The organism is Psychrobacter sp. SC65A.3 (assembly GCF_025642195.1).
GTDB classification, from domain to species: Bacteria; Pseudomonadota; Gammaproteobacteria; order Pseudomonadales; family Moraxellaceae; genus Psychrobacter; species Psychrobacter cryohalolentis.
Genome location: NZ_CP106752.1, coordinates 87,016 through 113,068 on the forward strand (window position 1 = coordinate 87,016; position 26,053 = coordinate 113,068).

Here is a 26,053-nt window from a genome sequence, read left to right on the forward strand (position 1 = left end):
ATTAAATTCATTTAGTAAAAATTTAAGCACTATTATTTAGCCACCAATTATCAGCATAAATGCTTATTGATTGATAGTCATATTAGTTCAAGAGTCATTTATGTTCAGGATCTATAACAACGATAAGGAAGCTACCATGAGTGATATTTTTAATGTAAAAGACACCATTACGGTCGATAGCAAGGACCATACCTATTACAGTCTGCCCAAGTTAACCGAGACTTACGAAAACATCAGCAAGTTACCATTTTGCATGAAAGTCGTTTTAGAAAACTTATTGCGTAATGAAGATGACGGGCAGTCTGTTGGCAAAAATCACATCGAAGCGGTCGCCAATTGGGATGCAGGCGCAGAAGCGTCAAAAGAAATAGCCTTTATGCCAGCCCGTGTTGTCCTGCAGGATTTTACTGGTGTGCCATCGGTAGTCGATTTGGCAGCGATGCGCGATGCCGTCGTTGAGCTTGGCGGTAAAGCTGAGCAAATTAACCCGTTTATCCCAAGTGAATTGGTCGTCGATCACTCAGTACAAGTTGATGCTTATGGCCGCGAAGATGCCATAGATCTTAACGAAAAGATTGAGTTCAAGCGTAATAATGAGCGCTATGAATTTCTGCATTGGGGCAAGAATGCCTTTAAAAACTTCGTTGTCGTGCCACCAGCCACAGGTATTGTGCATCAGGTTAACTTAGAGTACTTGGCCCGTGTGGTAATGGCTGCTGATGTCGACGGTGAGCTGACCGCTTATCCTGATACGGTATTTGGTACTGACAGTCATACTACTATGATTAATGGTATTGGTGTACTTGGTTGGGGCGTGGGCGGTATTGAAGCGGAAGCGGCAATGCTCGGTCAGCCATCATCAATGCTCATCCCACAAGTGGTTGGTTTTGAGCTAAAAGGTAAGTTAACCGAAGGCGTTACTGCAACAGATTTAGTGTTACGTGTGGTTGAAATGCTGCGTGCGCATGGCGTGGTTGGTAAGTTCGTCGAATTTTATGGCGAAGGCTTACATAGTATGCCACTTGCAGATCGTGCCACCATTGCCAATATGTCACCAGAATATGGTGCAACCTGCGGTATTTTCCCGATTGACCAAATGGCGATTGATTATCTACGTCTATCAGGTCGTGATGAAGCACAAATCGAGTTGGTTGAAAAATATGCCAAGGCACAAGGCTTATGGCATGATGCAGATACTCCAGCAGCGACCTACTCAAGTAAGTTGGAGCTGGATTTATCATCCGTTCAGCCAGCACTTGCCGGTCCAAACTTGCCACAACAGCGTATTAATCTATCTGATATGCATGAAAAATTTGGCGAAACCTTGACGGCGATGACCAAAGACCGTAAGAAAGAAGTTGAAGCCAAGGTTCGCTTCGATGAAGAAGGCGGTAAGCAAGAGCAAGCAAAAACGCTCGCGGCAAAACCCAATCCTTTTTGCGCTGAAGGCAGTACTTATTGCACGGTCAAAATCGAAGACGAAGAGTATAGATTGCGTGATGGTTCTGTCGTTATCGCGGCGATTACTTCTTGTACCAATACCTCAAACCCAGCAGTGATGATTGGCGCAGGTTTGGTGGCGAAAAAAGCCGCTGCAAAAGGTCTAACGGCTAAACCATGGGTTAAAACTTCACTGGCTCCAGGGTCAAAAGTAGTAACTGATTACCTTGAAAAAGCCGAATTGATGGATGAGCTAGAGAAAATAGGCTTCTACCTAGTTGGTTATGGCTGTACCACTTGTATCGGTAACTCAGGTCCGTTATTAGGGGCGATTGAAGGGGCTATCGAAGAAGGTGATTTGGTTGCCGCTGCTGTACTATCAGGTAACCGTAACTTTGAAGGTCGCATTCACTCACATGTAAAAGCCAGCTACTTGGCGTCACCGCCATTGGTTGTTGCTTATGCCCTAGCAGGTACGGTTGATATTGACTTGACCACGCATCCGCTAGGACAAGACCAAGAAGGCAATGATGTATTCCTAAAAGACATCTGGCCAACGTCAGAAGAAATTAACGAGCTAATTGCCAATAATATCGACGCGGATATGTTCCGTAAAAACTATGGCGAAGTGTTTGACGGTAGTGCAGCATGGAACGCGATTAGCTCAGCCGATAGCCAGCTGTATCCATGGAGCGAAGAGTCTACGTACATTAAGAACCCACCGTTCTTTGATGGCATGACCATGGAGCCAGAAGGTATCCCTGATATCGAAGGCGCGCGTATCTTAGGGTTGTTCGGTGATTCAATCACCACCGATCATATCTCACCTGCTGGTAATATCGATGCTGACTCTCCTGCGGGTAAGTACTTGCAAGGGCGTGGTGTGATGGAAGCTGACTTCAACAGTTATGGCTCACGCCGTGGTAACGATGCGGTCATGACTCGTGGTACCTTTGCAAATATTCGTATCAAAAACGCCATGATGGCGGGCAAAGAGGGCGGTTATACCTATTACTTCAATGGCGATAGTGCCACGTTACAAGATGGTCAAGAAATGGCTATCTATGATGCGGCGATGAAGTATAAAGAAGACAAACGTCCGCTCGTGGTACTTGGCGGTGCAGAATATGGCTCTGGCTCTAGCCGTGACTGGGCAGCGAAGGGAACGATTCTACTCGGTGTAAAAGCGGTACTGACCAGCTCATTTGAGCGTATTCACCGTTCAAACCTAGTCGGTATGGGTGTGTTGCCATTGACTTTTAAAGACGGTGAAAATGCAGCGACCTATAATCTAGATGGTTCTGAAGTCCTTAGTATCACAGGTCTAGATAACGGCGAAAGCAAAACAGCCAAAGTCACGGCTACGCGTGCCGACGGCTCAACTGAGAGCTTTGATGTCAATGTCATGTTACAGACGCCAAAAGAGCGCGAGTATGTGCGTCATGGCGGTGTATTGCACTATGTGCTACGTCAACTGGCAGCTGAGAGCAAAGACGCTGCGTAATAATTGATTAGACTTAGTATGACAAAGAGCCCAATCATATGATTGGGCTCTTTTATGCAATATTATCGTGCTTAGGTAATTTATTTTATCGCTCAACCTTTCTCAGTCAGCAGCTTGACTCCCATGCCGATAAATATCACACCGCTTATTCTATTTAAAATTACTTCAATAGTAGGATTCTTACGCAGATTTTCACTGAACTTTGACGACAGTAATGCCAAGCACGAGAACCACATAAAACCGGTCGTAGCAAAAGTTAGCCCAAGACCTAAAAAAGACAACATGCTATTACCGTAACTCGAGTCGATAAATTGTGGGAAAAATGCCAAGAAAAATAATGCTACTTTTGGATTAAAGGTATTAGTTATAACCCCTTGCTTATATATCTGCCACCTATCTAACGGTCGAGTAGAGGCTAATTTTTCTTCAATGGGTAAATTACTGGCAAGTAAAGGTGCTGGTTTGCTAGTCAGCATTTTAAAGCCTAGATAGCATAAGTAGCTTGCGCCAATATATTTCACTAGCGTAAATGCAAATGGTGAATTGGCTAATAGGACGGACAACCCGAGCGCAGCCAGCAAAGTATGTACTAAAATACCAGAGATAATACCGAATACAGAGTAGAATCCTGCAGTCTGTCCCTGTGACATACTACGAGTAATGATATACATGCTATCTGTTCCGGGTGTTATATTTAATAAAATGGCAGCAAGGATAAATCCCAGATAATTTTCAATACCAAACATAGCCAATACCTCCTTGTGATAGCAATTCAGCTCAACATTTTATAGAGCGCCTTTACATTGCATTCTATCAATATTCCTAATGGTATATATAGCCTTGCTAGCATTTTTCAGAAATGACAGACATAAAAAAGCCCAGTCACCGTATGATGACTGGGCTTTTTTATTGTTCGCTTATTAGTCTAATCTGATGCTAAGCAAAAGTGCTAATAAGTGACGCCGTATAGTGGCGTCCCCAGGGGGATTCGAACCCCCGTTACCGCCGTGAAAGGGCGGTGTCCTAGGCCTCTAGACGATGGGGACGCATAGAGTGTTATAACCAGTGGTTACAACGGTACTTCACAATATCAGATAGCTTATCTATTAATAACAGAGCAAGCATTGCCTAGGTGCTGATATCGTCCTACTAGCGAGTATTTACGTTAAAGTTTCAGTGAACTGAGCTTTGCAATAAATAGTATGGTGGAGCTAAACGGAGTCGAACCGTTGACCCCTTGCATGCCATGCAAGTGCTCTACCAACTGAGCTATAGCCCCTCGCTAAGAGTGTGCGTATTTTATGTAAGACCAGCAGTCTTGTCAACTGCTATTTTAAAAATAATGCATAAATATGCAAAAAAAAGTGTTCAAAGCTATTTTATTAACTTACTAAGCCCAATTTAGCGTGGGTTTTGCTGACTGGCTATCTCTTTAATGGCTTTATCGGTAAAAAATTCTTCTTCAGTACCATCTGAAAAAATAACTGCACCGCATTCTGTGGGGATATATTGCCCACCTTTTAGTTGTACTGTGCTGATACCTTTAAAACCAATGATGTCAGATTCTTTCAATCGATCGACATTATGATTGATATAACTGCAATAAGAGCTATATATCCACTTTAAGTCATCAAAATCTTGACCGGTAGTGAGGATTAACTTGGTATCGTATAGCTCTTTTACGATGGCATCGTAGTATTTCTGCGCTTCTTTTAGCGTGTTAAAGACATAATCTTTACTTTCTATTGTGACGGTCTTGGCTACCATTTTTATTTCCAATTTAAATATTAAATAAAGAATCAGTATTCGTATTCAAATGCTGAGATTCACGTAAAGAGGGGTCAGTAATAGCCTGACCCCTCTTTTTTATCCACTAATAGCATTATGAATCAACAATATTATTAACAAACAACTATTCAGCTGCCAAAAAATCTGGCAACTCTGCTGCTTGTTTCTCTAGTTTTTTGAGTTTCTTTTTACCTAAGCCGCCCAGCACGTCAACCGCATGACGCAAGCGTGTCAGGGTCATGTCAGCACCGATAATTGCCATAGAGTTCATGACGGGCGTTGATGAGGTGCTACCAGCGATAGCGATAAAGAACGGTGCCATAAAGTCACGCATTTTAATATCAAGATGTGCGGCAAGGCCTTTTAGCGTGGCGTAGATGTTTTCTTCTGACCAAGTAGGTAAGACTTCTAGCTGCCATAATGACAGCTGTAGCATATCCATGATTTGCTCAGGTGTGAGCGATTTATGGGTAAAGCTCTCAGCGTTGATATCAGGCAAGTTTTGGAAATAAAAACCGCCCCAATTGACCGCATCGGACAGTAATTCAATACGTGGCTGAATCGCTGCTGCGATAGCGGTTAATTTATCGCTGTTACTTGCCCAGTCGAGGATTTTGTTTTTGAGTTCTTCAGGAGTAAGCGCCCGTAGCCATTCTGCGTTGAGCCAGTTGAGCTTTTCGATATCGAAAATAGGGCCGCCAAGTGACACACGCTGAATATCAAAGCTGGCAATCATTTCATCCAAGGTAAATTTCTCCGCTTCGTCAGGCATAGAGTAGCCCATACGACCAAGGTAATTTAGCAAGGCTTCAGGTAGCACGCCGGCATCACGGTAATACGTGATAGAGGTTGGGTTTTTACGCTTAGACAGTTTTGATTTATCAGGGTTACGTAGCAGTGGCATGTGGCAAAGTACTGGCAGCTCCCAACCAAAATATTCATAAAGCAGCTGATGTTTCGGCGCAGAGTTGAGCCACTCTTCACCACGCAGCACATGGCTGATGTCCATCAAGTGGTCATCGACAACGTTGGCTAAATGATAAGTCGGCATGCCGTCGGTTTTGAGAAGCACTTGCATGTCCACTTGCGTCCAAGGAATCTCGACCGTACCGCGCAGCATATCTTGTACCTGACACACGCCTTCGGTTGGCACACGCATACGAATGACGTTTGGTTCGCCCTCAGCAACCAATTGCGCGGTTTTCTCTAGTGCTAAATGGGCACAGCGACCGTCATAACGTGGCGTTTCACCATTGGCCATTTGCGCAGCACGCATGGTATCTAGCTCTTCGCTGGTACAAAAACAACGAAACGCATGATCTTTATCTATTAGCATCTCAGCGTGTTTGGTATAGATGTCGCTACGCTCGCTTTGACGATAAGGGGCGTGTGGGCCACCAATATCTGGGCCTTCTGCCCAATCAAGTCCTACCCAACGTAAGGCGTCCAAAATCATTTTTTCAGATTGCTCTGTCGAGCGCGTTTGGTCGGTGTCTTCAATACGCAAAATAAATTCGCCGCCATGGGCTTTGGCAAAGGCTAAATTAAACAGTGCGATATAAGCAGTGCCAACGTGTGGAAAGCCAGTAGGCGAAGGGGCAATACGAGTACGGACAGGGCGCATGCTGTTAGTAGAAGTAGATGGTTGCATCATAAAAATCTCAGAATGTTGTTGTTAATGAATGGGACAGTCAAAAGTAGTAGTGAAAAGTGAAAATATGGACGAAAGAATGGCAGTCAACGTTGAAAAATAGCGTAAAATATAGCGCTAGTATAACAGAGAGATGGGATATTTTTAACGAAATGCCCTTCTAGCGCTTGACTACCCGTGTATCCTTGCGATAATAATGTTAGGTAAGTCATAACTTGTTTATTTTCATCTGATTTTTTACTATTACTGGTCAATTTGACCATCATCTATTGAGTTGTTTGTGTCCATATCGAATAGTAAGCCAAAAAATACGCCAAATGCTAATCACAATCCTTCTGACCCTGATCATTCTATGTCAGCGGCGAGTTTGTCTTCTGAAGAAAGCACTTCTACTCAAAAACTTATGCAAGAGTCTAGTGAAGATCAAGCTACGTCTGACGAATTGAGTTTTGTCCATGATGCGGTGCTATTGCAAGAAGCAGTCGCCGCAGTGTTGGGTGTCAAAGCTCTACCAAAGCAGACAGACGACGAAAGTCAAAATAGCTTGCAAGCAAGCGGTATCTACGTCGATGCTACCTTTGGTCGTGGTGGCCATAGTCGCTTGCTATTGAGCCAGCTTGCCGATGACGCAACCTTGATTGTTTTTGATAAAGACCCAACGGCCATTAGCGTTGCTCATGAATTGGCAAATAGCGACAGTCGCGTAAAAGTGGTGCATGATAGCTTTGCGACGTTAACAGACAGTCTTGCTGCAATGGGAATCACTCAAGTTGACGGCTTAATGGCAGACTTGGGTATCTCATCACCGCAAATTGATGATGGCAGTCGTGGTTTTAGTTTTATGCGCGATGGCGCGGTCGATATGCGTATGGATACTAGCCGCGGGCAGTCGGTTGCTGAGTGGCTTGAGACGGTCGATGATGAAACCTTGGCCAATGTGCTTTATGAGTTTGGCGAAGAGCGTCACAGTCGCCGTATCGCTCGTGCCATTAAGCAGATGGACAGTTACGACTCTACTTTGGCATTGGCTGAAGTGATAAAAGTTGCGCACCCAAACTGGCAACGCGGCAAGCATCCAGCGACCCAGAGCTTTCAGGCGATGCGGATTTTTATTAACAACGAGCTTGGTGATGTCGATAACTTTTTAGAGCAAAGTATCCCCATATTAAAGGTAGGCGGACAGCTAGCAGTGATTAGCTTTCACTCGTTAGAAGATCGACGTATCAAGCAGTTTTTGCAGCGTCATAGTAAAGGGCAATATCCAGAAGATGAGAATCTACCGATGCCACCCAAGCGTCCACGTTACTTTAGTAAGCCTAAACGCGTCGGTCCAAGTAAAGCAGAGATAAGTCATAACCCACGCTCGCGTAGTGCATGGTTACGCATGGCAACACGTACTGATGCTGACTATGTAGCAGATATTCATCCATGAATGCCATTATTAAATTATGTGGTTTAAATATGACTGAATGTTTTAATGATTACGCGGCTGTTAAAAAGCTGTAAACATTATCTGCTAGGCTCAGCAGTTACTTTTTTGCTTGGTATTGTTTTTATTGATGGTGCTGATAGCTTATACGAGTTTTATAACTCGTAAATGGTTATCGCTTTTTATATTTTGAAGTTCACTTTTTTGAGATTGTCATGGCAATATCCGACAAACCTGCAAACCGCCGCGCCGCAACGCCATCGAATACCGATGTTGGCGCCTTATTTGTGCGTAAATTTAAAATATCAAATATCTATGTGGCTATATTGGTACTGTTGGCGGCTGGTATTGTATGGAGTGGCATCAAAACGGCTGAAGGTGTTCAGCAATATCATCAGGATTATAAAACCTTGCAAGACATGAAAAAACAAGAGCGAAAATTACAAGTTGAGCATCAGCGTCTGCTTATTGAACAGCAGACCTTTAGTGCGACGCCGCAGATTGCCAGTCGTGCCGTTGCTGAGCTTGGGATGTTTTCACCGACACTCAAAGATAAGCTGATTATCCAGCCAGGTGCTGCGACAGCAGTTGCACTCGTGGACCCTGATGCCAGTACTCCAGATACTTTAACGACGAATGATTCTGATGTTTTCGAAGCTGATGCTGTGAGCGATGTACCCGTTAAGGCTGCTGCTACCGATTCTGACCTAGCGGAGGCAGGACAATGAGCGATAAAAAACCCAGTGCTAAAGCGACCAGCAAAAAACCAGCCAGCGGCAAGGTTACTAAGCCACTACGCCGTGCTAGTGCGGCCAAATCTGGGCAAACGAGTAGCAAGCCTGACCATAAATCAGATGATGGCCGTAAAGCCAAGCTATTTGGTCGCTTAAAGAAGAATGAAGAACAGGGTGCTTATACCAGTGTCAAAAACCTAAAAAGCAAAAGATCAATTTTGGGTAAAGCGTCTGGCGCTTCCTCTCGCGGCGGTGTCGAACAAGATAAGAACCGTTTCCGTTTGATTTGGGGTATAGCGCTGCTTATTTTAGTGGCACTTATCGGTCGTGCTTACTATATTCAAATTGCCAATACTCAGTTTTATCAAGATAAAGGCAATGAGCTCATCACCAGTGTACGCACGCAAAAATCCTATCGTGGCATGATTACGGATCGCAACGATTTGCCATTGGCTGTCAGTGCACCACTTGCGACAGTCTCTTTTAGCCCGCATGACTATGCCCGTGAATACTACGAGCTTAAGCGTATTATTATCACCAATCCTGAAAGTCCGCAGCTTATCGCACGTATGCAAAAGCGCTTAGACAATATGGATTTGACGACGCTTGCGGCGGCTGCCAATATCTCAGCCGATGAGCTAAGAAGAGTGACAGCTATCGACCCTACTATTGATGTAACGGATGAAGTGGCAGTCAAAGCAGCGCTGCCATCGGGTGCAGGCTCGCATTATTTACCACTATTAAATAAAGTAACGCCGGAGATTGCAGAAAGCGTTAGCTCGCTTGATTTTCCTGGTGTTAATGAGAAAAACTTTTTTCAGCGCTATTATCCGCAGCCACAGCCTAACTCGCAACTACTAGGTTTCATGGGACAAAATGCCAACGATCCTGAAGGTGGTTACGAAGGACGTGCTGGTATCGAACGTCAGTATGAGAAAGAGCTGGCGGGTGATGATGGTAAGGTTTTGGTGCTCAAAGATGCCAAACAAAACAGTCTTAAAGAAATCAAACAGGTTGAACCAGAAGTGCCGGGCAAAGATGTGACATTGACCATTGATTCGCGTTTGCAATATTTGCTTTATAAAGAGCTAGAAAAGGCGGGGCGTTTGCAAAAAGCGCGCTGGTCGACAGGTATGGTAGTCGATGTACAAACTGGTGAAGTACTGGCGCTATCGACATGGCCGTCATTTAACTCTAATAATCTAAATGAGATGACGGGTGAAAATCAGCGTAACCGTGCGCTCCTTGATGTCTTTGAACCCGGTTCAGTCATGAAGCCATTCACCGTTGCTGCGGCTTTAGATTCAGGGAAATACACTGCCACTACTTTGATCGATACCAATCCTGGCTCTATCCGTGTCCGTGGTTATACGATTCGTGACCATAATAATCTAGGGCGGATCACGATGGCAACGCTACTACAGAAATCTAGTAACGTCGCCTCGACCAAGATTGCTTTGTCTCTACCAGCTGCCGGCATTACCAATATGCAAAGACAGTTTGGCTTTGGGGCGAAAACACCACTGCAATTTCCAGGTGAAGGCAGTGGGCTTGTGGTGACACCAGAAGAAAAAGAAACTTCGAGACGGGCAACGGTCAGTTATGGCTATGGTATACAGGTGACGCTGGCACAGATAGCGCAAGCTTATTCAGCGCTGGCAGCAGGTGGCGTCATGCATCCGCTAACGTTGAATAAAAATGACAAAGCGCTACCAAGCAAACGTATTATGGCGCATGAACAAGCGATGGCCATCGTACAGATGATGGAAAGTGTCACAGAAGACGGCGGTACGGCTAAAGGTGCGGCTATTGATGGTTACCGCGTTGCTGGTAAAACAGGAACCTCGCGCCGTATCAATCCAAAAGGTGGCTACTATACTGACCAGTATCGTAATGTCTTTGCGGGTATGGCACCAGCTTCTAATCCAAAACTGGTCGGTGTCATGTTAATCGAAGACCCGCGTGGTCAGATTTATGCTGGTTTAACCGTGGCTCCTGTTTTCCATAATGTAATGAAAGAGGCACTACGTTTATATAATGTGCCTTTAGATAAGCCGCTCAAAACCGAAGCTCAATAGATATAAAAGTAAATTTTTTAATATCCACCTCTTAACTATTTGATGTGTTTTAACCGTTTAGGATTTGCCAATGACCCTGTCTACCTCGTCGCCAAGCAGTATCACAGTTACCTTGCAACAGCTGCTTGCAGCTAGTAGCAGCGACGATAGACATAGTCTACAGCAGGTATTTACAGCGAATATGACCGCAGCTGTTAGCGAGTTATCGCATCAAATGACCGCTGTTCAACTGGATACGGTGATCAATATGCCATTCCAACAGTTCTGTTTAGACAGCCGTCAATTAGCCAGCAACGACGTGTTCATCTTGTTAAAAAGCCATACGTCAAATTGCCAAAAAAGCCGTGACCACCTTTATCAAGCCGCTAATAATGCGGCTTTTATCCTATCGGAAATCGACCCTATTGCTTTGCTTGCCACCGCTAATGTCCCGCCTCATGCCAATCTCGAATTGACTAAAACTGATAATGCAAAATCTATCGCACAGCAGCAATTAGATACTTTGCCTTGCCCCGTATTATATGTACCTCATATCCGTGATTTTCTGGGCAGCTTGATTCAAGCACGCTTGCAGTATCAGCAGCCCGTGACATTACCAACTGTCATAGCCGTGACGGGCACCAATGGCAAAACTACTATTAGTCAATTGGTGGCGCAATTGACGCAGCTGACAGGTATGAGTAGCGCAGTTATGGGCACGGCGGGTAATGGTCGGCTTGGCGCTTTGGTACAAGCCAGTCATACCACGGGCGATGCCATAGCGGTCCAGCAATTTTTACATCAAATGGGCAAAGAAGGTGCTGAACTACTAGCATTGGAAGCCAGCTCACATGGTTTAGATCAGCAGCGTCTGCAAGGTATGCCAGTGTCGGTGGCGATTTATACCAACCTGAGTCGCGATCATTTAGATTATCATGCTGATATGGCAGAGTACGCGGCGGCTAAAGCCAAGCTATTTGATAAAGCCCATTTTCCGGATTTGACCCACGCTATTATCAATATCGATGACGAGCATGCCCAGATTATGCTCGACACCGCACACGCTAGCAACTTGACCGTTTGGACATACAGCTTAGATTCACTAAAAACAGATACCTTCGTCGCCGCTAACATCACGCCAAGTTTACAAGGTGTAGAGATCAGCCTACGTACAGATTTCGACGATGGGACAATTAATCATTTAGATATCGTTAGCCCATTATTGGGACGTTTTAACGTGGCGAATTTACTTGCTGCTATCGCAGCTGCTGTCGGCTTAGGAATTAGCCTTGAAAGCATTGCGACCGTTATCCCGCAATTGCAAGGTGCGGTTGGGCGTATGCAGCGTGTACCGTCGAATGATGGCTGCTTTATCGTTGATTATGCACATACGCCTGATGCCTTAAGTCAGGTGCTTGCCAGCCTAAAGACCCATTGTAAGGGTCAGCTGTGGGCAGTGTTTGGTTGTGGGGGCGACCGTGATGCGGGCAAACGTCCTTTGATGGCGCAAGCAGGATTGGCAGGCGCGGATAAAGTTGTGTTAACGGCAGACAATCCACGCACCGAAGATCCCAATGCAATATTGCAAGATATGCAGGCAGGCATGACGAGTGAGCAATATCAGCGTACCCATATCGAACCTGCGCGCCAAGCAGCGATTGAGTATGCGGTCAATCAAGCAGCGGCTGATGATATCGTCGTGATCGCTGGCAAGGGTCATGAGACCTATCAAGAAATTAACCATGTTCGTTATGATTTTGACGATAGTGTTATTTTGCAAAACGCCTTAAAACAAGCAGGGCGCGTATAGCATTTATAGATAAATAATAGCGCTTATAATTAGTTTTTCATACTATTTAAAAAGTATTAGTCGTTAACTATAAAAAATAAATAAGTAGTCATCATATATAAGGTAATCATTATGACAGCCGACAACGATAACAGCATTCAGTCGCAAGGGCTGTATGTTTGGCAAGCAGACAATCTGCTCGCAGCAACCGCAGCGCTCAACGGGCATTGGCAGCTGAGTGAGGGACAATCCGGCTCAGAAAACGATGTAATGAGCACTCGTATTGCCACCGATACCCGTACGATAAAGCCTGGTGATATATTTTTAGCGTTAACGGGTGATAATTTTGATGGTCACGATTATATCGATACTGCCATCGCGCAAGGTGCGGTTGCGGCTATCGTCGCCGGCCCTATTGCTACAACTGATGCAAATAGCATTCCGCAGTTAGTGGTGAGCGATACCCGTTTAGCATTAGGACAATTGGCTGCGTATCGTCGTCAACAGCATCAAAATTTAACCGTTATTGCTATTACTGGCTCTAGTGGTAAGACCACCTGTAAAGAGATGCTCGGTAGTATCTTTGGCAGACTTGCCCCAACGCTTATCACGCGTGGCAACCTAAATAATGACTTGGGCGTACCAATGATGTTGCTCGAATTATCCGATCATCATCGCTATGCCATTTTGGAATTGGGCGCAAACCATATTGGCGAAATTGCTTATACTACGGAGATTGTCCAGCCAGATGTTGCGTGTATCTTAAATATTGGTACAGCGCATTTGGGTGAGTTTGGCAGCCGTGAAGGGATTTGCCAAACCAAGGCTGAGATTTACCATACCTTGAATGACAGTCAATTTGCGATCGTTCCTGATAAAGATGATTTTACCAATCAATTACGCCGTATCGCTGAAAAGCATACATCACACGTGATTGGCTTTGGTAGTACTGATGTCAGTGCCAGCCATTTAGATGTCGAGCCTGAACGCAGTGAATTTAAGCTGCATATCGGCAATCAAGTCTATGATATCAACTTGCCACTAGCGGGCGAGCACAATGTCAATAATGCTTTAGCCGCTGCTGCTTGTGCCCATGCACTAAATATCGATGTTAGTGATATCGTCGTTGGACTTGAAAATGCGCGTCCTGCCAAAGGTCGCTTGAACAGTCAGCTGTTAGGCATGCATCGACTGATTGATGATACTTATAATGCCAATCCACATTCGGTACGGGCGGCTGCCAAAGTATTGGCAGCGCAAACGGGTACGCAAGTGATGGTATTAGGCGATATTGCTGAGTTAGGTGAGGCTGCAGTGAGCGAGCATCGAAGCTTGGGTCGTACCATTGCGACCACAGGTATTAATGTACTGCTTTGCGTTGGTGAATATGCCCCTTATACAGTCGAAGGTGCGCAGGAGATTTCTGATATCAATGCCCATGCGTTTACCGATAAAGACAGTTTATTGGCGTATTTGAAACCTTATTTGCAAGCGCAGCAGGCGCAACCTTGTACGGTGTTGTTTAAAGGTTCTCGTTCCATGGAAATGGAAACACTTATCAATGCGCTAGTCGAGGAGTAGGCGGTGTTAGTTTGGTTGTTTAGCTGGCTTGGTCATTATTATGCCCCGTTTTATGCGGTTTCTTCTTTGACTCTGCGCGCGTTACTGGCGGTCGTTACCGCCCTTGCTTTTAGCATGATTTTTGGTAATCGCGTTATTCGACGTTTGCGTGCACTTAAGTACGGTCAGGCGATTCGTAATGATGGTCCGCAATCGCATTTGGTCAAAACTGGTACCCCGACTATGGGTGGGGTGCTGATTTTGAGCGCAATTGGGGTATCGACGTTACTTTGGGCGCGTTTGAATAATCCGTACGTTTGGATTTTGCTCATCGTCATGATTATCTTTGGTGCGGTAGGCTGGGCGGATGATTGGCTCAAAATTAAATATAAGAACCCCAAAGGTCTAATCGCTCGCAAAAAATACTTTTGGCTATCCATGGGTGCATTATTCGTCGGCATTTCTTTATATTATATTGCCACACTGCAGCCAGATATTGCGACGACTCGCGAGATGCAGGATTTATTAATACCTATCTTTAAAGATTGGATGATTCCCTTTTCGGCAGTGCCGTTTGGTATTGGCTTTATTATCTTTACTTACTTTGTGATTAATGGCGCCTCTAACGCGGTCAATTTAACTGATGGCTTGGATGGCTTGGCGATTTTGCCAGTGGTCTTGGTTGCTGCAGGCTTGGGCGCGATGGCATATGTCTCTGGTGACGTACGCTTTGCGGATTACTTGCACGTACCTTATATTGCCTATAACTCTGAGGTGATTATTGTCTGTGGCGCGATGATTGGCGCAGGGCTTGGCTTTTTATGGTTTAACGCCCACCCAGCGCAAGTGTTTATGGGTGATGTGGGTGCGCTGTCACTGGGCGCGATGCTCGGTACCATTGCGGTGATGACCCGCCAAGAAATCGCTTTCGCAATTATGGGCGGACTGTTCGTTGCCGAAGCACTATCGGTAATGCTACAGGTTGGCTCATATAAGCTACGTAAAAAACGCGTCTTTCGTATGGCACCGCTGCATCACCATTTTGAAGAGATTGGTTGGAAAGAAACCCAAGTGGTGGCAAGGTTTTGGATTATCGCCATTATCTTGGTTATCCTCGGATTGATGACGTTAAAGCTGCGTTAGAACAGTAACTCAGATTAATCTCGATATTCTTCGTTAAAAAGCCATCTCAACAAGTTTGAGATGGCTTTTTTGTTTTCTATTCTATCTTTTCTCATACCTTTTAATACTTAGCATGGCTGAATTTTGGTAAAATAACAGCCATATTGCTATGATTTGAGATACCTGTGTCCTTATTTATTTGTCCCCTTTGTCAGTCGCCACTGCAGCCCGCAATCGATACATGGCGCTGTGATGGTAGCTTGCACCCAAAACAAACTGCGCATCCTTTTGATGTGGCGCGTCAGGGTTACATTAATCTGCTACCTGTCCAACAAAAAAAATCTAAAGCACCGGGTGATAGTCAAGCGTCCATCGAGGCACGGAAACGGTTTTTAAATGCAGGGCATTATCAGCCACTACAGACACTGATCTGCCAAAAAATAGTTGAACTGTTAGCAAAAAAAGAGTTGCCATCTGAACAAACTGGTAAACCAGTCAATTGGCTGGATATCGGCTGCGGCGAAGGTTATTACACCCAAGCGATGGCTCAGACAGGCATGGATACACTGATTGCGGCCGATATTAGTAAACCTGCCATAGTAGAGCTTGCAAAAGTGAGCAAGGTAGCAAGTTCTCTTTGGAATCAGCAAGATAAGAACGATGGTATTGAAACGGCAGTGATTTATCCATTAGTAACCAGTGCTGCTCATTTGCCCTTACGTGCGCAAAGTATCAATGGGATTAGCAGTATTTTTAGTCCCATTCTGCCAGAAGCGTTCAATGAAGTATTAAGCGATGAGGGTTATTTAATCATTGCTAAGCCAGATATCAGGCATTTAGCAACGATGCGTGAGGCTTTGTTTGACGATGTCCGTGAGCACGATTCTGACAAGTTTTTGCAGGAATTAGCGCCATATTTTACGCTGCTTAACACTTATAATGTCAGTACTGAGTTAAAATTATCAGCAGATGATTTGGCCGATTTGCTGACCATGACGCCTTATGCGTACCGTGCACGTGGTGAAAAAAGACAAGCATTATTGGCACAGGTTGCGACAGCGCCATTTGCAACCGAAGCAAAATTTACCCTGTATGTTTTGCAAAAAAAGCGCCTGCATAGGCTGATTAACTGAGCTTAGTAACGTATAAAATGGGATCTATAAAACAGGCCCCATGGTAGCAATGATGTTGTTCCAAATCCTAGAAGATAGTGGCCAGTTTTTGACCTCTTCACGTGTTACTTCGTCTGAATCAGCGATATATAGGTATTGGCGCTCGATAATATCCGCCGTCAGCTTTTTATCGCTAAAGACAACGTTATTCTCATAATTCAAATCAAAGCTACGCAAGTCTAAATTGGTCGAGCCAATCAAGCTAATTTCACCATCAATCGTCAAGGTCTTTGCGTGTAACAAGCCTGGTTTATATTCATAAATTTTTACGCCCGCTTCGAGCAATTGCCAATAATAACTGCGACTGGTCGCGGCAACGATAAAGGAATCGTTATTTTTTGGAAAAACCATCGTCACTTCAACCCCGCGATAGGCGGTAGCGCATAAAATACTGACGAGTGAATAATCGGGCACAAAATAAGGCGTAGAGATAATCAGCGTCTCTTGCGCTTGGCTAATCAAAGCACCCAAAAACTGTGGCGTGGTACCGTGCCGCTGAGTAGGGCCATCTGAAAAAACTTGGGCAGGAAAGCCATTAGGCTTTGGCGTGCTATTATAATAAAAGCTATCAAGCGGAGTGTCTGGATTTTCAATCAACCAATCACTGGCAAATAACATCTGATTCTGCGCGACCACAGGTCCTTCGATACGCAGCATAATATCGACCCACGGCGCATATTTTGGCTTTACCATAAATTCAGGATCGGCACAGTTACGACTACCAGAGTAACCAATTTTGCCATCAATAACGGTAATTTTGCGGTGATTACGCAGATCAATACGGCTAAACAGCATTACTTTTACAAAGTTGGTCAGTGGGAGAGCTACACTGACTTGTACGCCAGCATCTTGCATTTCTTGCCATATCTTTGAGCTCACCATCTTCCGTGAGCCCATGCCATCAACCATTGCTCGACAAGTAACGCCGCGCTTTGCTGCTCGGATGAGAGCTTGCGCGGTATCAATACCCATGCCATCGACAAGCCAAATATAATACAGCACATGTATATGGTCTGTTGCAGCATCAAAATCAGCAATCATGCGTCTGCGTGTTTCGCTTGCATCTGCCATGAGCTCTGCCTGATTACCCTCCATAGTATGAAAACCGGTGGCTTTTGCTGCATAAGCAAAGGAAGCTTGATAAGCGGGCTTGATCATCTTCTCTAACGTCGTCTCATGACCAAGAACGCTTGGACTATGAGTATTTAATCGCTTAATGATATCGTCGCGTTTTTGCCCAAAGTCATGACCCAAATGCACTTCACCAAACATCCAGTAAATCAGCACGCCAAAATAAGGCAAAATAAACAGGATGACAATCCATGCTAATCTAGCGGGCGAGGTCAAATCATGACGAGATAAGACCCGTAAAGAAATCAGTATCAGTAGGATAAAATGTATCGTCAACAAAATATCTACGATCATAACAGCGTCCCTTATCATTATTTTATATCTAAAAAGTATCAATCGCTTTAACTAATCAAAAAGAGAAGTACTATGAAAATCGTCTAGTATTCTCCAAAAAGCCAACCGCTGACAAAGGCAAAGTACTCTCTAAACCACGCGTTATAGCGGATGGATAACGGAGTAGGGCTGGCAAGCATAATAGGCTGCACGTAGCCTTGATGCCGAGCGATGTTTGCGGCGCGGATAATATGAAAATCACTGGTCACGATAGCAATGGGCGCTTTAATAGAAATGCCTTTTGCCGCTAATATCTCTTGGCTATAAATAAGGTTTTCTGCTGTACTCGTGCTCTGACCTTCTTGCAAAATATGCTTAAGAGGAATGTCATATGTATCGTACAAGTAGGTTGCCATAATATAGGCTTCGCTACGTTTCTGACCAAAACCTGTGCCACCACTAGTGATAACTAGCGCGCTTTTTTGTGAATCGATAAGGGGCGCAGCAGTATCTAAGCGTTTGGCAAGTGTTGGTGTGGGTTTGCCTGCGACCGTACCTGACCCTAGCACAATGATGGCAGCGACTTTAGGTATGGGTTTAGCACTTTGTTTAATCTGCTGCTGTAATGCATAAACAAAAATGCCAAAACTGATCAGCCAGATAAAAAACACTATCCATAGCCCATACCACAGACGGCTTAACCAACGATTTTGGCAGATAAATCTTATTATGTTACGCCAAAAAATACCATGAGCAACAAACACCATACCTACTAAAAAAGGTACAACAGAACCAAAATTTACCTTACCTACTGCCATCAAAATCGTACAGTCGACGATTATAAGGCTACCGATAATGGTTAATATAACTTGCACTGGCATCATGAAGTTTTTTGGCAGGGGTATACGATTGTCTAAAGGCAATATAGTCAATGGATCTTCTATGGTGATATTAGTTTGGACGCTAGAGCGTGTATGATAAGAGACTGTTTGATCCCATGATAACGCACCCTGTTTTGAGATAACGTCTCATTGTTGTTACTAGGAAAGGCAAATTTAACGATGAGTGCTGGAAGAGAGAGTTAAAGCGGTTTAAGGTTGAAGAAATCATTCATTAATGTAAATTTAGTGATAAGAAAATCGTAGAAAGTGATATCAGAAAAAAAAGCATGAGAAGACTATAAGATTTATCTTAACAGTTTTTAAGGGATATTTAGGAGGGGGTAGGACAAGACAGGAAAACAGGGAATGACTAAGATTGGCGGTGAAGGAGGAAGTCTAACTATATATATAAGTATTTGATTTAATTATCATTGTAATAATAGATATGCACGTTAGACCATCAAATAGACCAACAGCGCAACAGTATTGGAGGCAAGGCAAATAATGGGATTTATCTCACAATAAAATGTAACTAAATATTTCTACGACATTATTTGATTTCAAACATATACTATCACTAAAAAACTATTTCTAGTAGTTAGGATTACGTTTCCTACCATTACCGCTTAATGCTACTTGCCACCATTCTAAATAGAGCACTGCAAGATGGCTATAGTGGCATAATAAAATAGCGCCCATATTAGGCGCTATTTGTTGTTTCGCTGCTTGTAAGAAAAATAGTAACCACTCACTAGTAAAAGCTACCAAACCTTAAATTTAAACCTTAGCTATACTCGATTAATTCTGATAAACAGCTTTAATTTGTGTTTCTAAGAACTTGGTGGCAACGCTATTGTATTGATTACAGTAGATCTCTGCGATATTAGGGTCGATATCTTCTTTCTCTTGAATACCTTTTTGGTAATAATAAGCTTCATAAATTAAGCCTTTGTATACCACAGCAGCATTAATATCGCCATCTTCATCAGTATATCTTACCGCTTGCAATTCATTTTTGCTTCCGACATTTTCTTTGACAAGATTGCTGACAGTATTGTATTTTTTCTCTTTAGCAATCCACTGATCTATCGTCATACTGCCTTCCTCATCATAATCAGAAAAAGTATAGTAGTCTTGATCAGGTGTTTCTAAAAATATGTAACATTGAGAGCCACTAGGGAAAGTAGCGTTAAAGCTATCAGGGAAATAATCTAAATCTGTCTCTATCCCAGTCTGAGCATTTCCTGGCTGCTTGCCGACGCCAGTGAGGTCAAGAGTAATGATGTCATAAGTCGAATTAACGATGCTGCTACCTGACTGAATTTTTAGCTTGAACGTATCGCTATCTACGAAGTTGATTTTATAGAACTTACTATCGAACTCTTCAGGAACAGCGGCGAATAAATTATTACCAACATAATATTCTAATCTAAGGTCATCGCTTCTGCTGTCTTGATAGGCAGTAGGCGAGCTACCCACAACAGTAGAAACACTACGAATTAAGCCATTATTATTGAGCTTGAAATCAAATTTACCCCATCCTGTTTTGTATTGTCCATTGACCACGTCGCTGAAAGGGTCAAATGTTGCGTAGTTCAGCTCATTGTTGACGATAGGGCCACCATTGTTACCGCCGCCTGCTACATATTCACCGTCATCATCGCCGCCACATCCTGTAAGCGCCAAAGCACTAGTTAATGCGATACTTGCATATAGCTTATTGATTTTCATATTGTTACCTGTCGTTATATTTCAGTAAGAAACTCAATAATAGACAACGCTGTTTTTTATTGCAAAACAAAAATTCAGTAATAACATTATTGCTACGATAGTTTAGTACTTCTAACAATTATCTATATCTAATTCAGTGGAATTCTCATAAGCCAAAAATTGGAGCGTAGTGAATGTTATTACAAACCATAATGTGCGCTATACTTCTAAGCAAAGCGAATGCATGACACCATAATCGACCCCTATAAAACTTATACCTTTCAAAGTATTCAGGAAACATCAATGCCGACCAGCACTACTACTAAAACTATCAATAAAATCAATCAAGACGATATCAACAAAGCCGTATGGAACGCCTGTGACACCTTCCGTGGCGTCATCAGCGCTGATACCTATAAAGACTTTATTTTGACCATGCTGTTTCTCAAGTATCTGTCAGACGTTTACCGCGATGAGTACAACAAGCTGGTTGAGCAGTTTGGTGACAATCCAGAACTGATCCATGCCATGATGTCCAAGCAGCGTTTTGTCTTACCTGAGGGCGCAAGCTTTTGGGATCTATACGAGCAGCGTCATCAGCCGGGCAACGGTCAACGTATTGACGAGGCCCTTCATGCGATTGAAGAAGCTAACGGCACCAAGCTCAAAAACGTTTTCCAAGATATCAGCTTTAACACCGATAAATTGGGTCAAGAAAAGCAAAAGAACGAGCTACTACGCCACCTATTAGAAGACTTTGGCAAAGAGATCCTCAACCTAAGCGTTGAGCGTGTTGGTAGCTTGGACGTGATTGGTAATGCGTACGAGTTCTTAATCAAGCACTTTGCCGCCAGTAGTGGCGCAACGGCTGGTGAGTTTTATACACCGCCCGAAGTATCGAACTTACTGGCGACTATCCTTGAGCCTGTGGAAGGCGATGAGATCTGTGATCCTGCTTGTGGTTCGGGTTCGCTACTCATTAAGTGCGGGGCGATGGTACGCAAAAACTCAAATTCTAAGAAGTATGCGCTATACGGTCAAGAAGCCATTGGCTCGACATGGGCACTGGCCAAGATGAATATGTTCCTACACGGTGAGGACAACCACCGTATCGAGTGGGGCGATACCATCCGTAATCCGCTGCTACTCGATAAAGACGGTCACTTACTCCAGTTCGATGTGGTCACTGCCAATCCGCCGTTTTCACTAGATAAATGGGGTTATGAAGATGCCAGCAGCGATCCCTATGGTCGCTTCCATCGCGGTGTACCGCCCAAGACTAAAGGCGACTATGCTTTTATCAGTCATATGATTGAAACGCTTAAAGCAAGTACTGGTCGTATGGGCGTGGTCGTACCGCATGGCGTGCTGTTCCGTGCGTCGTCTGAGGGCAAAATCCGTCAGCAACTCATCGAAGAAAACCTGCTCGATACAGTGATTGGTCTGCCTGAAAAGCTGTTCTTTGGAACGGGGATTCCAGCGGCTATTTTATTATTTAAAAAGAATAAAACTGATGACAAAGTCTTATTTATCGATGCGAGCAATGAGTTTAAATCGGGTAAAAACCAAAACCAGCTGACTGAAGACAATATTGCTAGGATTATTGAGACGTATAAAGCGCGGGAAAGCGTTGATAAATATGCATATCTAGCGAGCTTTGATGAAATTAAAGAAAATGACTTTAACCTAAATATCCCACGCTATGTCGATACCTTTGAGGAAGAGGCAGAGATTGATCTAGATGCGGTTCGTGCTGAGCGTTTGGCGCTTAAAGCAGAGTTAAACCTGTTAGAGGATGAGATGGCAGGATATTTGAAGGAGTTGGGTTATGGTGCCTAATGGTTGGAAACTAACTTCACTTGGTGATATTTCTAGTAAAATTCAAACTGGACCTTTCGGTAGTCAACTTCATGCTCACGAATATACAGATGAAGGCATTCCAGTTTTAATGCCGAAAGATTTGATTGACGGCAGAGCAGATATTAATAGTGCAGCAAAAATACCAGAAACTAGAGCTGATGACCTTGTTAAGCATAAATTAAAAAAAGGCGATATTTTATTTAGTAGAAGGGGTGATGTTGCTCGATTTGGTTTAATAACAGAAGAATCTGAAGGCGCACTATGTGGAACAGGATGTTTAAAAGCCTCTATTAGTAAAGAAAATTCAGCTTTATTTTTATCTTACTTTCTGCAAAAAAGTACAGTAAGAAAGTGGCTAGAGCAGAATGCCGTTGGGCAGACAATGCTAAATCTAAATACCACTATACTTTCTGAACTACCTATTATGGTGGCATCGTCAAAACAGGAACAACAAAAAATTGCCAAAATCCTATCGACTTGGGATAAAGCGATTAGCACGACTGAGTGTTTAATTGAGAATAGTACCCAGCAGAAAAAAGCCTTGATGCAGCAATTGCTGACAGGCAAAAAGCGTTTGCTTAATGATGAGGGGAAACCGTTTGAGGGTGAGTGGGAAGAAGGAAAACTTGCTGACTTCGCTAAAATTAAAAAAGGTAAAGCACTAAGCAGTAAAGACCTTAAAGAAGGTTCTTACCCAGTAATCGCAGGTGGTAAATCAAGTCCTTATACTCACAGTGATTTTACCCATGAAAATATTATTACTGTTAGTGCTAGTGGAGCTTACGCTGGTTATATAGCTTTTTTTCCTTATAAAATTTGGGCGTCAGATTGTTCAGTCGTAGAACCTAAAGGAGATAATAATATTAAATATTTATATTACTGGCTCAGTAATCAACAACAAAAAATCTATACTCTACAAAGTGGTGGTGCTCAACCTCACATATATCCTAGAGATTTAGAGAGTATGAAGATCTCAATTCCAAGCTGCATAGAACAACAAAAAATCGCCACCGTGTTAACCAATGCCCATAAAGAAATCGAATTGCTTGAGCAGCAATTGGCTGATTTACAGCAAGAGAAAAAGGCGTTGATGCAGGTATTGTTGACGGGTAAGAAGCGGGTGGTGGTTGATTTTGAGGTAGGATGTATTTAGTTGTGTAATCACAATAACCAGCCGATAAAAGTAGTTCTGTGGAAAATAAGTAGACGCATTTACTGATAGCTAGATTGTTTTAAATTTGTGCAGTAAGAGAATAAGAGGTAAATATTAATGAAACTATGTATAGTAATACGAATTGATTAAACAATATAAATTTTGGTAAGAGAAGATTTCATAATATGACGACAATCAGTATACATGCAGCAGTTATCCATGATTTGCAAAAAAAACAACATACTCAAGGTGATGATTCTGTAGTTTTGGTAGAGCGACAAAGTCTACATGAAAGCAATGCTTTACTAGATAAATTTGCTGAAAAAGTAGATTACGATTCTAGAAACGCAAGTCGAGTAACATCAACTTGTGGTAGCTTCACTAGAGAAAATACTTTATCAAAAGTAATAGCCAGTCACTATATGAGTAATGGTAATCAGAACATCGAAGCTGATGCTTTTCTAGAGCTATCGAAAGAGATGGTTAGAGCGCTCAAAAAGCAAATGCAAGATGAGATGATGGCAACAGGAGGTTATATACCAGTACTTTGGTATAAAAGGGATAATAAAGATTATTTAGTAATTGGCCTTGTTAATCCATCTTCTGGTTTTACTTTGGACCCTACCGGAGCAATAATACCAAATACAAATATTGATAATGCTTCATTAAGATTTTCTGTAAGTATAGAGCTTGCTGTTTTTAACCAACACTTAAATGAAGATAGTGTGGTACAAGATGGCAATTTAGACGAGGATAATGACACAACAAATCTGATATCTAATTATGTAAGATGGACAAGAAAAAAAGGTTTTGTTGCTCAATATTTTCAAAGTTTTGTTCCAACTGCAATCCCTTTGAATGATGGTGCAACTACAAAAGAAATAATAAAGTACATTGGTAAGTATTTAGACCACATTATTCCCGAGACGTACGAAGGCAGAAAAAAACTAAGATATAGCACTGAACAACAGATATATGGTCTAATGAGTCAAAAATGTCGCTCTGAGGATACTGTTAATGTTGAAGAAGACATTCTTCCTATATTCGAAGCACTAAAAGTTTCAAATCCAGAGTTGTTTCCTCAAGACCAAGACGTTATAACCTTTGGTGAGTACTGTGAAAACGAGGGCTATACTGACTATAATTCTATTTTTAATCCTAAGCAATCTACAGTCGATAAAAAACTAAAAGTAGATATTCAAGTAGGTGAAAGCATAAGTATAAAAGGTACAAAAAGAGATATTGATAAGGCGACATCACTTGTCGTAGAGAGTCAACAGGTTAACGACAAACACTATAAGTTAATGATAAAATTGACTGAAGAAGAGTATGAAAATATAAAGCGCAATAATATTGGCATTAAGGTCGAGAATAAAGTGATACAGGATGAATAATGCTCTTAATAGCCTTAAAGAAGTTTTAAAAATATCTACTGTAATATCCTATACTGAAACAGGTTTTATAGGTGAATTTATAGCGGATGAAGATAAAAAAATACACTCTATAATAAAGTATACTGAAAATGACACCGATAGTAATGACTCTATATCCATTGATTTTGACGATGATGACCTTTATGCACCTATGTATAAAGATTTCAAAATTGGTAACAGTTATTCGTTCGTTTTGAGCGTAAATATAACTTCCGTAAGAAGTAACTTTTTTTCAACTTTAGACTACTTGCTGAATTATGTTCTTTCATCTTTCGAAAAAATAGATTGGAATAGTAAGATTATAATTCCATTCGAAAATAATTTAACGTCTGATGTGAGTATGTATCGCCAATATTTTGTTTATCTTAATGAAATTATGGTGTTGTATGCTAAATACGCATACTTAGATGGTTATAGACAAATCGTATTGTTTACAGATAAACCATTAGTTATCTCTCCTAATTCAGGAGAAGAATTTAAAAAAACATACAAAAATATTTTTGATAATCTTGATATTGAATTATTTGGAAAATCAATATACGAGTTAAAAGAATTTCTCAATGATGAGCCAATTGATAAACATAAGAAAGAGAAGCAGTCTATATTTATTATGGAAACAGCTAATATACTGGAGAATTTTGAAAAAAAAGAACGTTTTCATGAGCTTGTAAAAAATATAGAAAAGATATCTTCTTATACTTTAAGTAGTTTTCAAGCGTATTTAAGTAATTTTAGTTATCAGAAGCTTGAGCTAGAATTAAAAAAAGATTTAGACTATTTCGTAAAATCCGTAAATGACTCTTTAGGAACATTACAAACTCAGGCGTTGGGTCTACCAGTAGCCGCGGCTTTAATACAGTTAAATAAAGTTAATTTGAATGTTTCGTATCTAGCATTAATGGTATTTAGCGGTTTCGTCATCTTTAATACGTTCCAACAAAATGAACAGCTAGCTTACCTTCGAGTGTCTATAGAGAGGTTTTTTAACAAAGGCGATGTAAGTTCTGTTGTCGTTAAAGATAAACTACTTTCAAAAATGCAGTATATATTAGATTCTCGCTTTAATTTTATTTCGGTATATGTGAAAGCCGTCTTAAGTATAGCAACTTTAATTTTTATATATGGTCTTGATCGTTTTTTATCAGTTACTGTTTTGGACTATAAGCTTCTTATACTATTTATAACGTGTATTGGTTTAATAGCTTTTTTTGTCTATCTGATAAGAGATGAATATAAAAAAATATTAAAGAAATATAAATAACAAACTAAGTAGTTAATGACTTAGGATATGTATTATCTCGGCGTTAAAATTAATAAATATTGATACGTTAACTCTCATCAACTAATCTGTACCCAACACAACCGC

Annotated in this window: 19 protein-coding genes and 2 tRNA genes; 12 read left to right on the plus strand and 9 right to left on the minus strand. The window is 42.2% G+C overall.

Annotation, left to right across the window (positions count from 1 at the left end):
• Positions 1-136: 136 nt before the first annotated feature.
• Positions 137-2,944, plus strand: coding sequence for an aconitate hydratase AcnA (gene acnA, locus OEG80_RS00355; RefSeq protein ID WP_263241227.1), 2,808 nt, complete (start codon positions 137-139; stop codon positions 2,942-2,944).
• A 92-nt stretch (positions 2,945-3,036) separates the two neighbouring features.
• Here acnA and OEG80_RS00360 read toward each other — a convergent pair whose 3' ends face one another.
• The 5 genes from OEG80_RS00360 to gltX form a co-directional block, all read right to left on the minus strand.
• Positions 3,037-3,690 (minus strand): LysE family translocator, encoded by a 654-nt coding sequence (locus tag OEG80_RS00360; protein WP_011514688.1) that lies wholly within the window; start codon positions 3,688-3,690, stop codon positions 3,037-3,039.
• Between the two features lie 224 nt (positions 3,691-3,914).
• Positions 3,915-3,990: transfer RNA gene (locus OEG80_RS00365), tRNA-Glu, on the minus strand.
• Between the two features lie 157 nt (positions 3,991-4,147).
• Positions 4,148-4,223: transfer RNA gene (locus OEG80_RS00370), tRNA-Ala, on the minus strand.
• A gap of 122 nt (positions 4,224-4,345) precedes the next feature.
• On the minus strand, positions 4,346-4,711 hold the full coding sequence (locus OEG80_RS00375; RefSeq protein ID WP_263241228.1) for a hypothetical protein: 366 nt from the start codon (positions 4,709-4,711) through the stop codon (positions 4,346-4,348).
• Positions 4,712-4,856: 145 nt separating this feature from the next.
• Positions 4,857-6,386 carry a glutamate--tRNA ligase gene (gltX, locus tag OEG80_RS00380; protein WP_263241229.1) on the minus strand — a complete coding sequence of 510 codons (1,530 nt, stop codon included), beginning with the start codon at positions 6,384-6,386 and terminating at the stop codon, positions 4,857-4,859.
• Between the two features lie 400 nt (positions 6,387-6,786).
• Here gltX and rsmH point away from each other — a divergent pair, with 400 nt between their 5' ends.
• The 7 genes from rsmH (at position 6,787) to OEG80_RS00415 (ending at position 16,207) form a co-directional block, all read left to right on the plus strand.
• Positions 6,787-7,815 carry a 16S rRNA (cytosine(1402)-N(4))-methyltransferase RsmH gene (rsmH, locus tag OEG80_RS00385; protein WP_263242437.1) on the plus strand — a complete coding sequence of 343 codons (1,029 nt, stop codon included), beginning with the start codon at positions 6,787-6,789 and terminating at the stop codon, positions 7,813-7,815.
• A 212-nt stretch (positions 7,816-8,027) separates the two neighbouring features.
• Complete coding sequence (gene ftsL, locus OEG80_RS00390) at positions 8,028-8,540, plus strand: cell division protein FtsL (RefSeq protein WP_263241230.1); 513 nt, start codon at positions 8,028-8,030, stop codon at positions 8,538-8,540.
• Positions 8,537-10,624 carry a peptidoglycan D,D-transpeptidase FtsI family protein gene (locus tag OEG80_RS00395; RefSeq protein WP_263241231.1) on the plus strand — a complete coding sequence of 696 codons (2,088 nt, stop codon included), beginning with the start codon at positions 8,537-8,539 and terminating at the stop codon, positions 10,622-10,624. The genes ftsL and OEG80_RS00395 overlap by 4 nt, the downstream gene beginning before the upstream one ends.
• Positions 10,625-10,694: 70 nt before the next feature.
• Positions 10,695-12,413 (plus strand): UDP-N-acetylmuramoyl-L-alanyl-D-glutamate--2,6-diaminopimelate ligase, encoded by a 1,719-nt coding sequence (locus OEG80_RS00400; protein ID WP_263241232.1) that lies wholly within the window; start codon positions 10,695-10,697, stop codon positions 12,411-12,413.
• A gap of 111 nt (positions 12,414-12,524) precedes the next feature.
• A complete protein-coding gene (locus OEG80_RS00405) occupies positions 12,525-13,973 on the plus strand; it encodes a UDP-N-acetylmuramoyl-tripeptide--D-alanyl-D-alanine ligase (protein WP_263241234.1) in 1,449 nt (482 codons plus the stop codon).
• Positions 13,974-13,976: 3 nt separating this feature from the next.
• On the plus strand, positions 13,977-15,095 hold the full coding sequence (gene mraY, locus OEG80_RS00410) for a phospho-N-acetylmuramoyl-pentapeptide-transferase (RefSeq protein WP_149493107.1): 1,119 nt from the start codon (positions 13,977-13,979) through the stop codon (positions 15,093-15,095).
• 164 nt (positions 15,096-15,259) lie between these two features.
• A complete protein-coding gene (locus tag OEG80_RS00415) occupies positions 15,260-16,207 on the plus strand; it encodes a putative RNA methyltransferase (protein ID WP_327107542.1) in 948 nt (315 codons plus the stop codon).
• A gap of 24 nt (positions 16,208-16,231) precedes the next feature.
• Here OEG80_RS00415 and cls read toward each other — a convergent pair whose 3' ends face one another.
• From cls to OEG80_RS00435, 4 genes are all read right to left on the minus strand, one after another.
• Complete coding sequence (gene cls, locus OEG80_RS00420; RefSeq protein ID WP_263241235.1) at positions 16,232-17,671, minus strand: cardiolipin synthase; 1,440 nt, start codon at positions 17,669-17,671, stop codon at positions 16,232-16,234.
• Positions 17,672-17,754: 83 nt separating this feature from the next.
• Positions 17,755-18,534 (minus strand): YdcF family protein, encoded by a 780-nt coding sequence (locus OEG80_RS00425; protein WP_263242439.1) that lies wholly within the window; start codon positions 18,532-18,534, stop codon positions 17,755-17,757.
• 588 nt (positions 18,535-19,122) lie between these two features.
• Positions 19,123-19,299 carry a hypothetical protein gene (locus tag OEG80_RS00430; protein WP_263241238.1) on the minus strand — a complete coding sequence of 59 codons (177 nt, stop codon included), beginning with the start codon at positions 19,297-19,299 and terminating at the stop codon, positions 19,123-19,125.
• 30 nt (positions 19,300-19,329) lie between these two features.
• Positions 19,330-20,262: a hypothetical protein gene (locus tag OEG80_RS00435; protein ID WP_263241239.1), complete on the minus strand. Its 933-nt coding sequence runs from the start codon at positions 20,260-20,262 to the stop codon at positions 19,330-19,332.
• A gap of 282 nt (positions 20,263-20,544) precedes the next feature.
• Here OEG80_RS00435 and OEG80_RS00440 point away from each other — a divergent pair, with 282 nt between their 5' ends.
• The 4 genes from OEG80_RS00440 to OEG80_RS00455 all read left to right on the plus strand — a co-directional run bounded on the left by OEG80_RS00440 (position 20,545) and on the right by OEG80_RS00455 (position 25,948).
• Positions 20,545-22,080: a type I restriction-modification system subunit M gene (locus tag OEG80_RS00440; protein WP_263241240.1), complete on the plus strand. Its 1,536-nt coding sequence runs from the start codon at positions 20,545-20,547 to the stop codon at positions 22,078-22,080.
• On the plus strand, positions 22,070-23,254 hold the full coding sequence (locus tag OEG80_RS00445; protein WP_263241241.1) for a restriction endonuclease subunit S: 1,185 nt from the start codon (positions 22,070-22,072) through the stop codon (positions 23,252-23,254). The genes OEG80_RS00440 and OEG80_RS00445 overlap by 11 nt, the downstream gene beginning before the upstream one ends.
• A 185-nt stretch (positions 23,255-23,439) precedes the next feature.
• Positions 23,440-24,648: a nucleoid-associated protein gene (locus OEG80_RS00450; RefSeq protein WP_263241242.1), complete on the plus strand. Its 1,209-nt coding sequence runs from the start codon at positions 23,440-23,442 to the stop codon at positions 24,646-24,648.
• Positions 24,641-25,948: a hypothetical protein gene (locus OEG80_RS00455; RefSeq protein ID WP_263241244.1), complete on the plus strand. Its 1,308-nt coding sequence runs from the start codon at positions 24,641-24,643 to the stop codon at positions 25,946-25,948. Before OEG80_RS00450 ends, OEG80_RS00455 begins: the two co-directional genes overlap by 8 nt.
• The last annotated feature ends 105 nt before the right edge of the window (positions 25,949-26,053 follow it).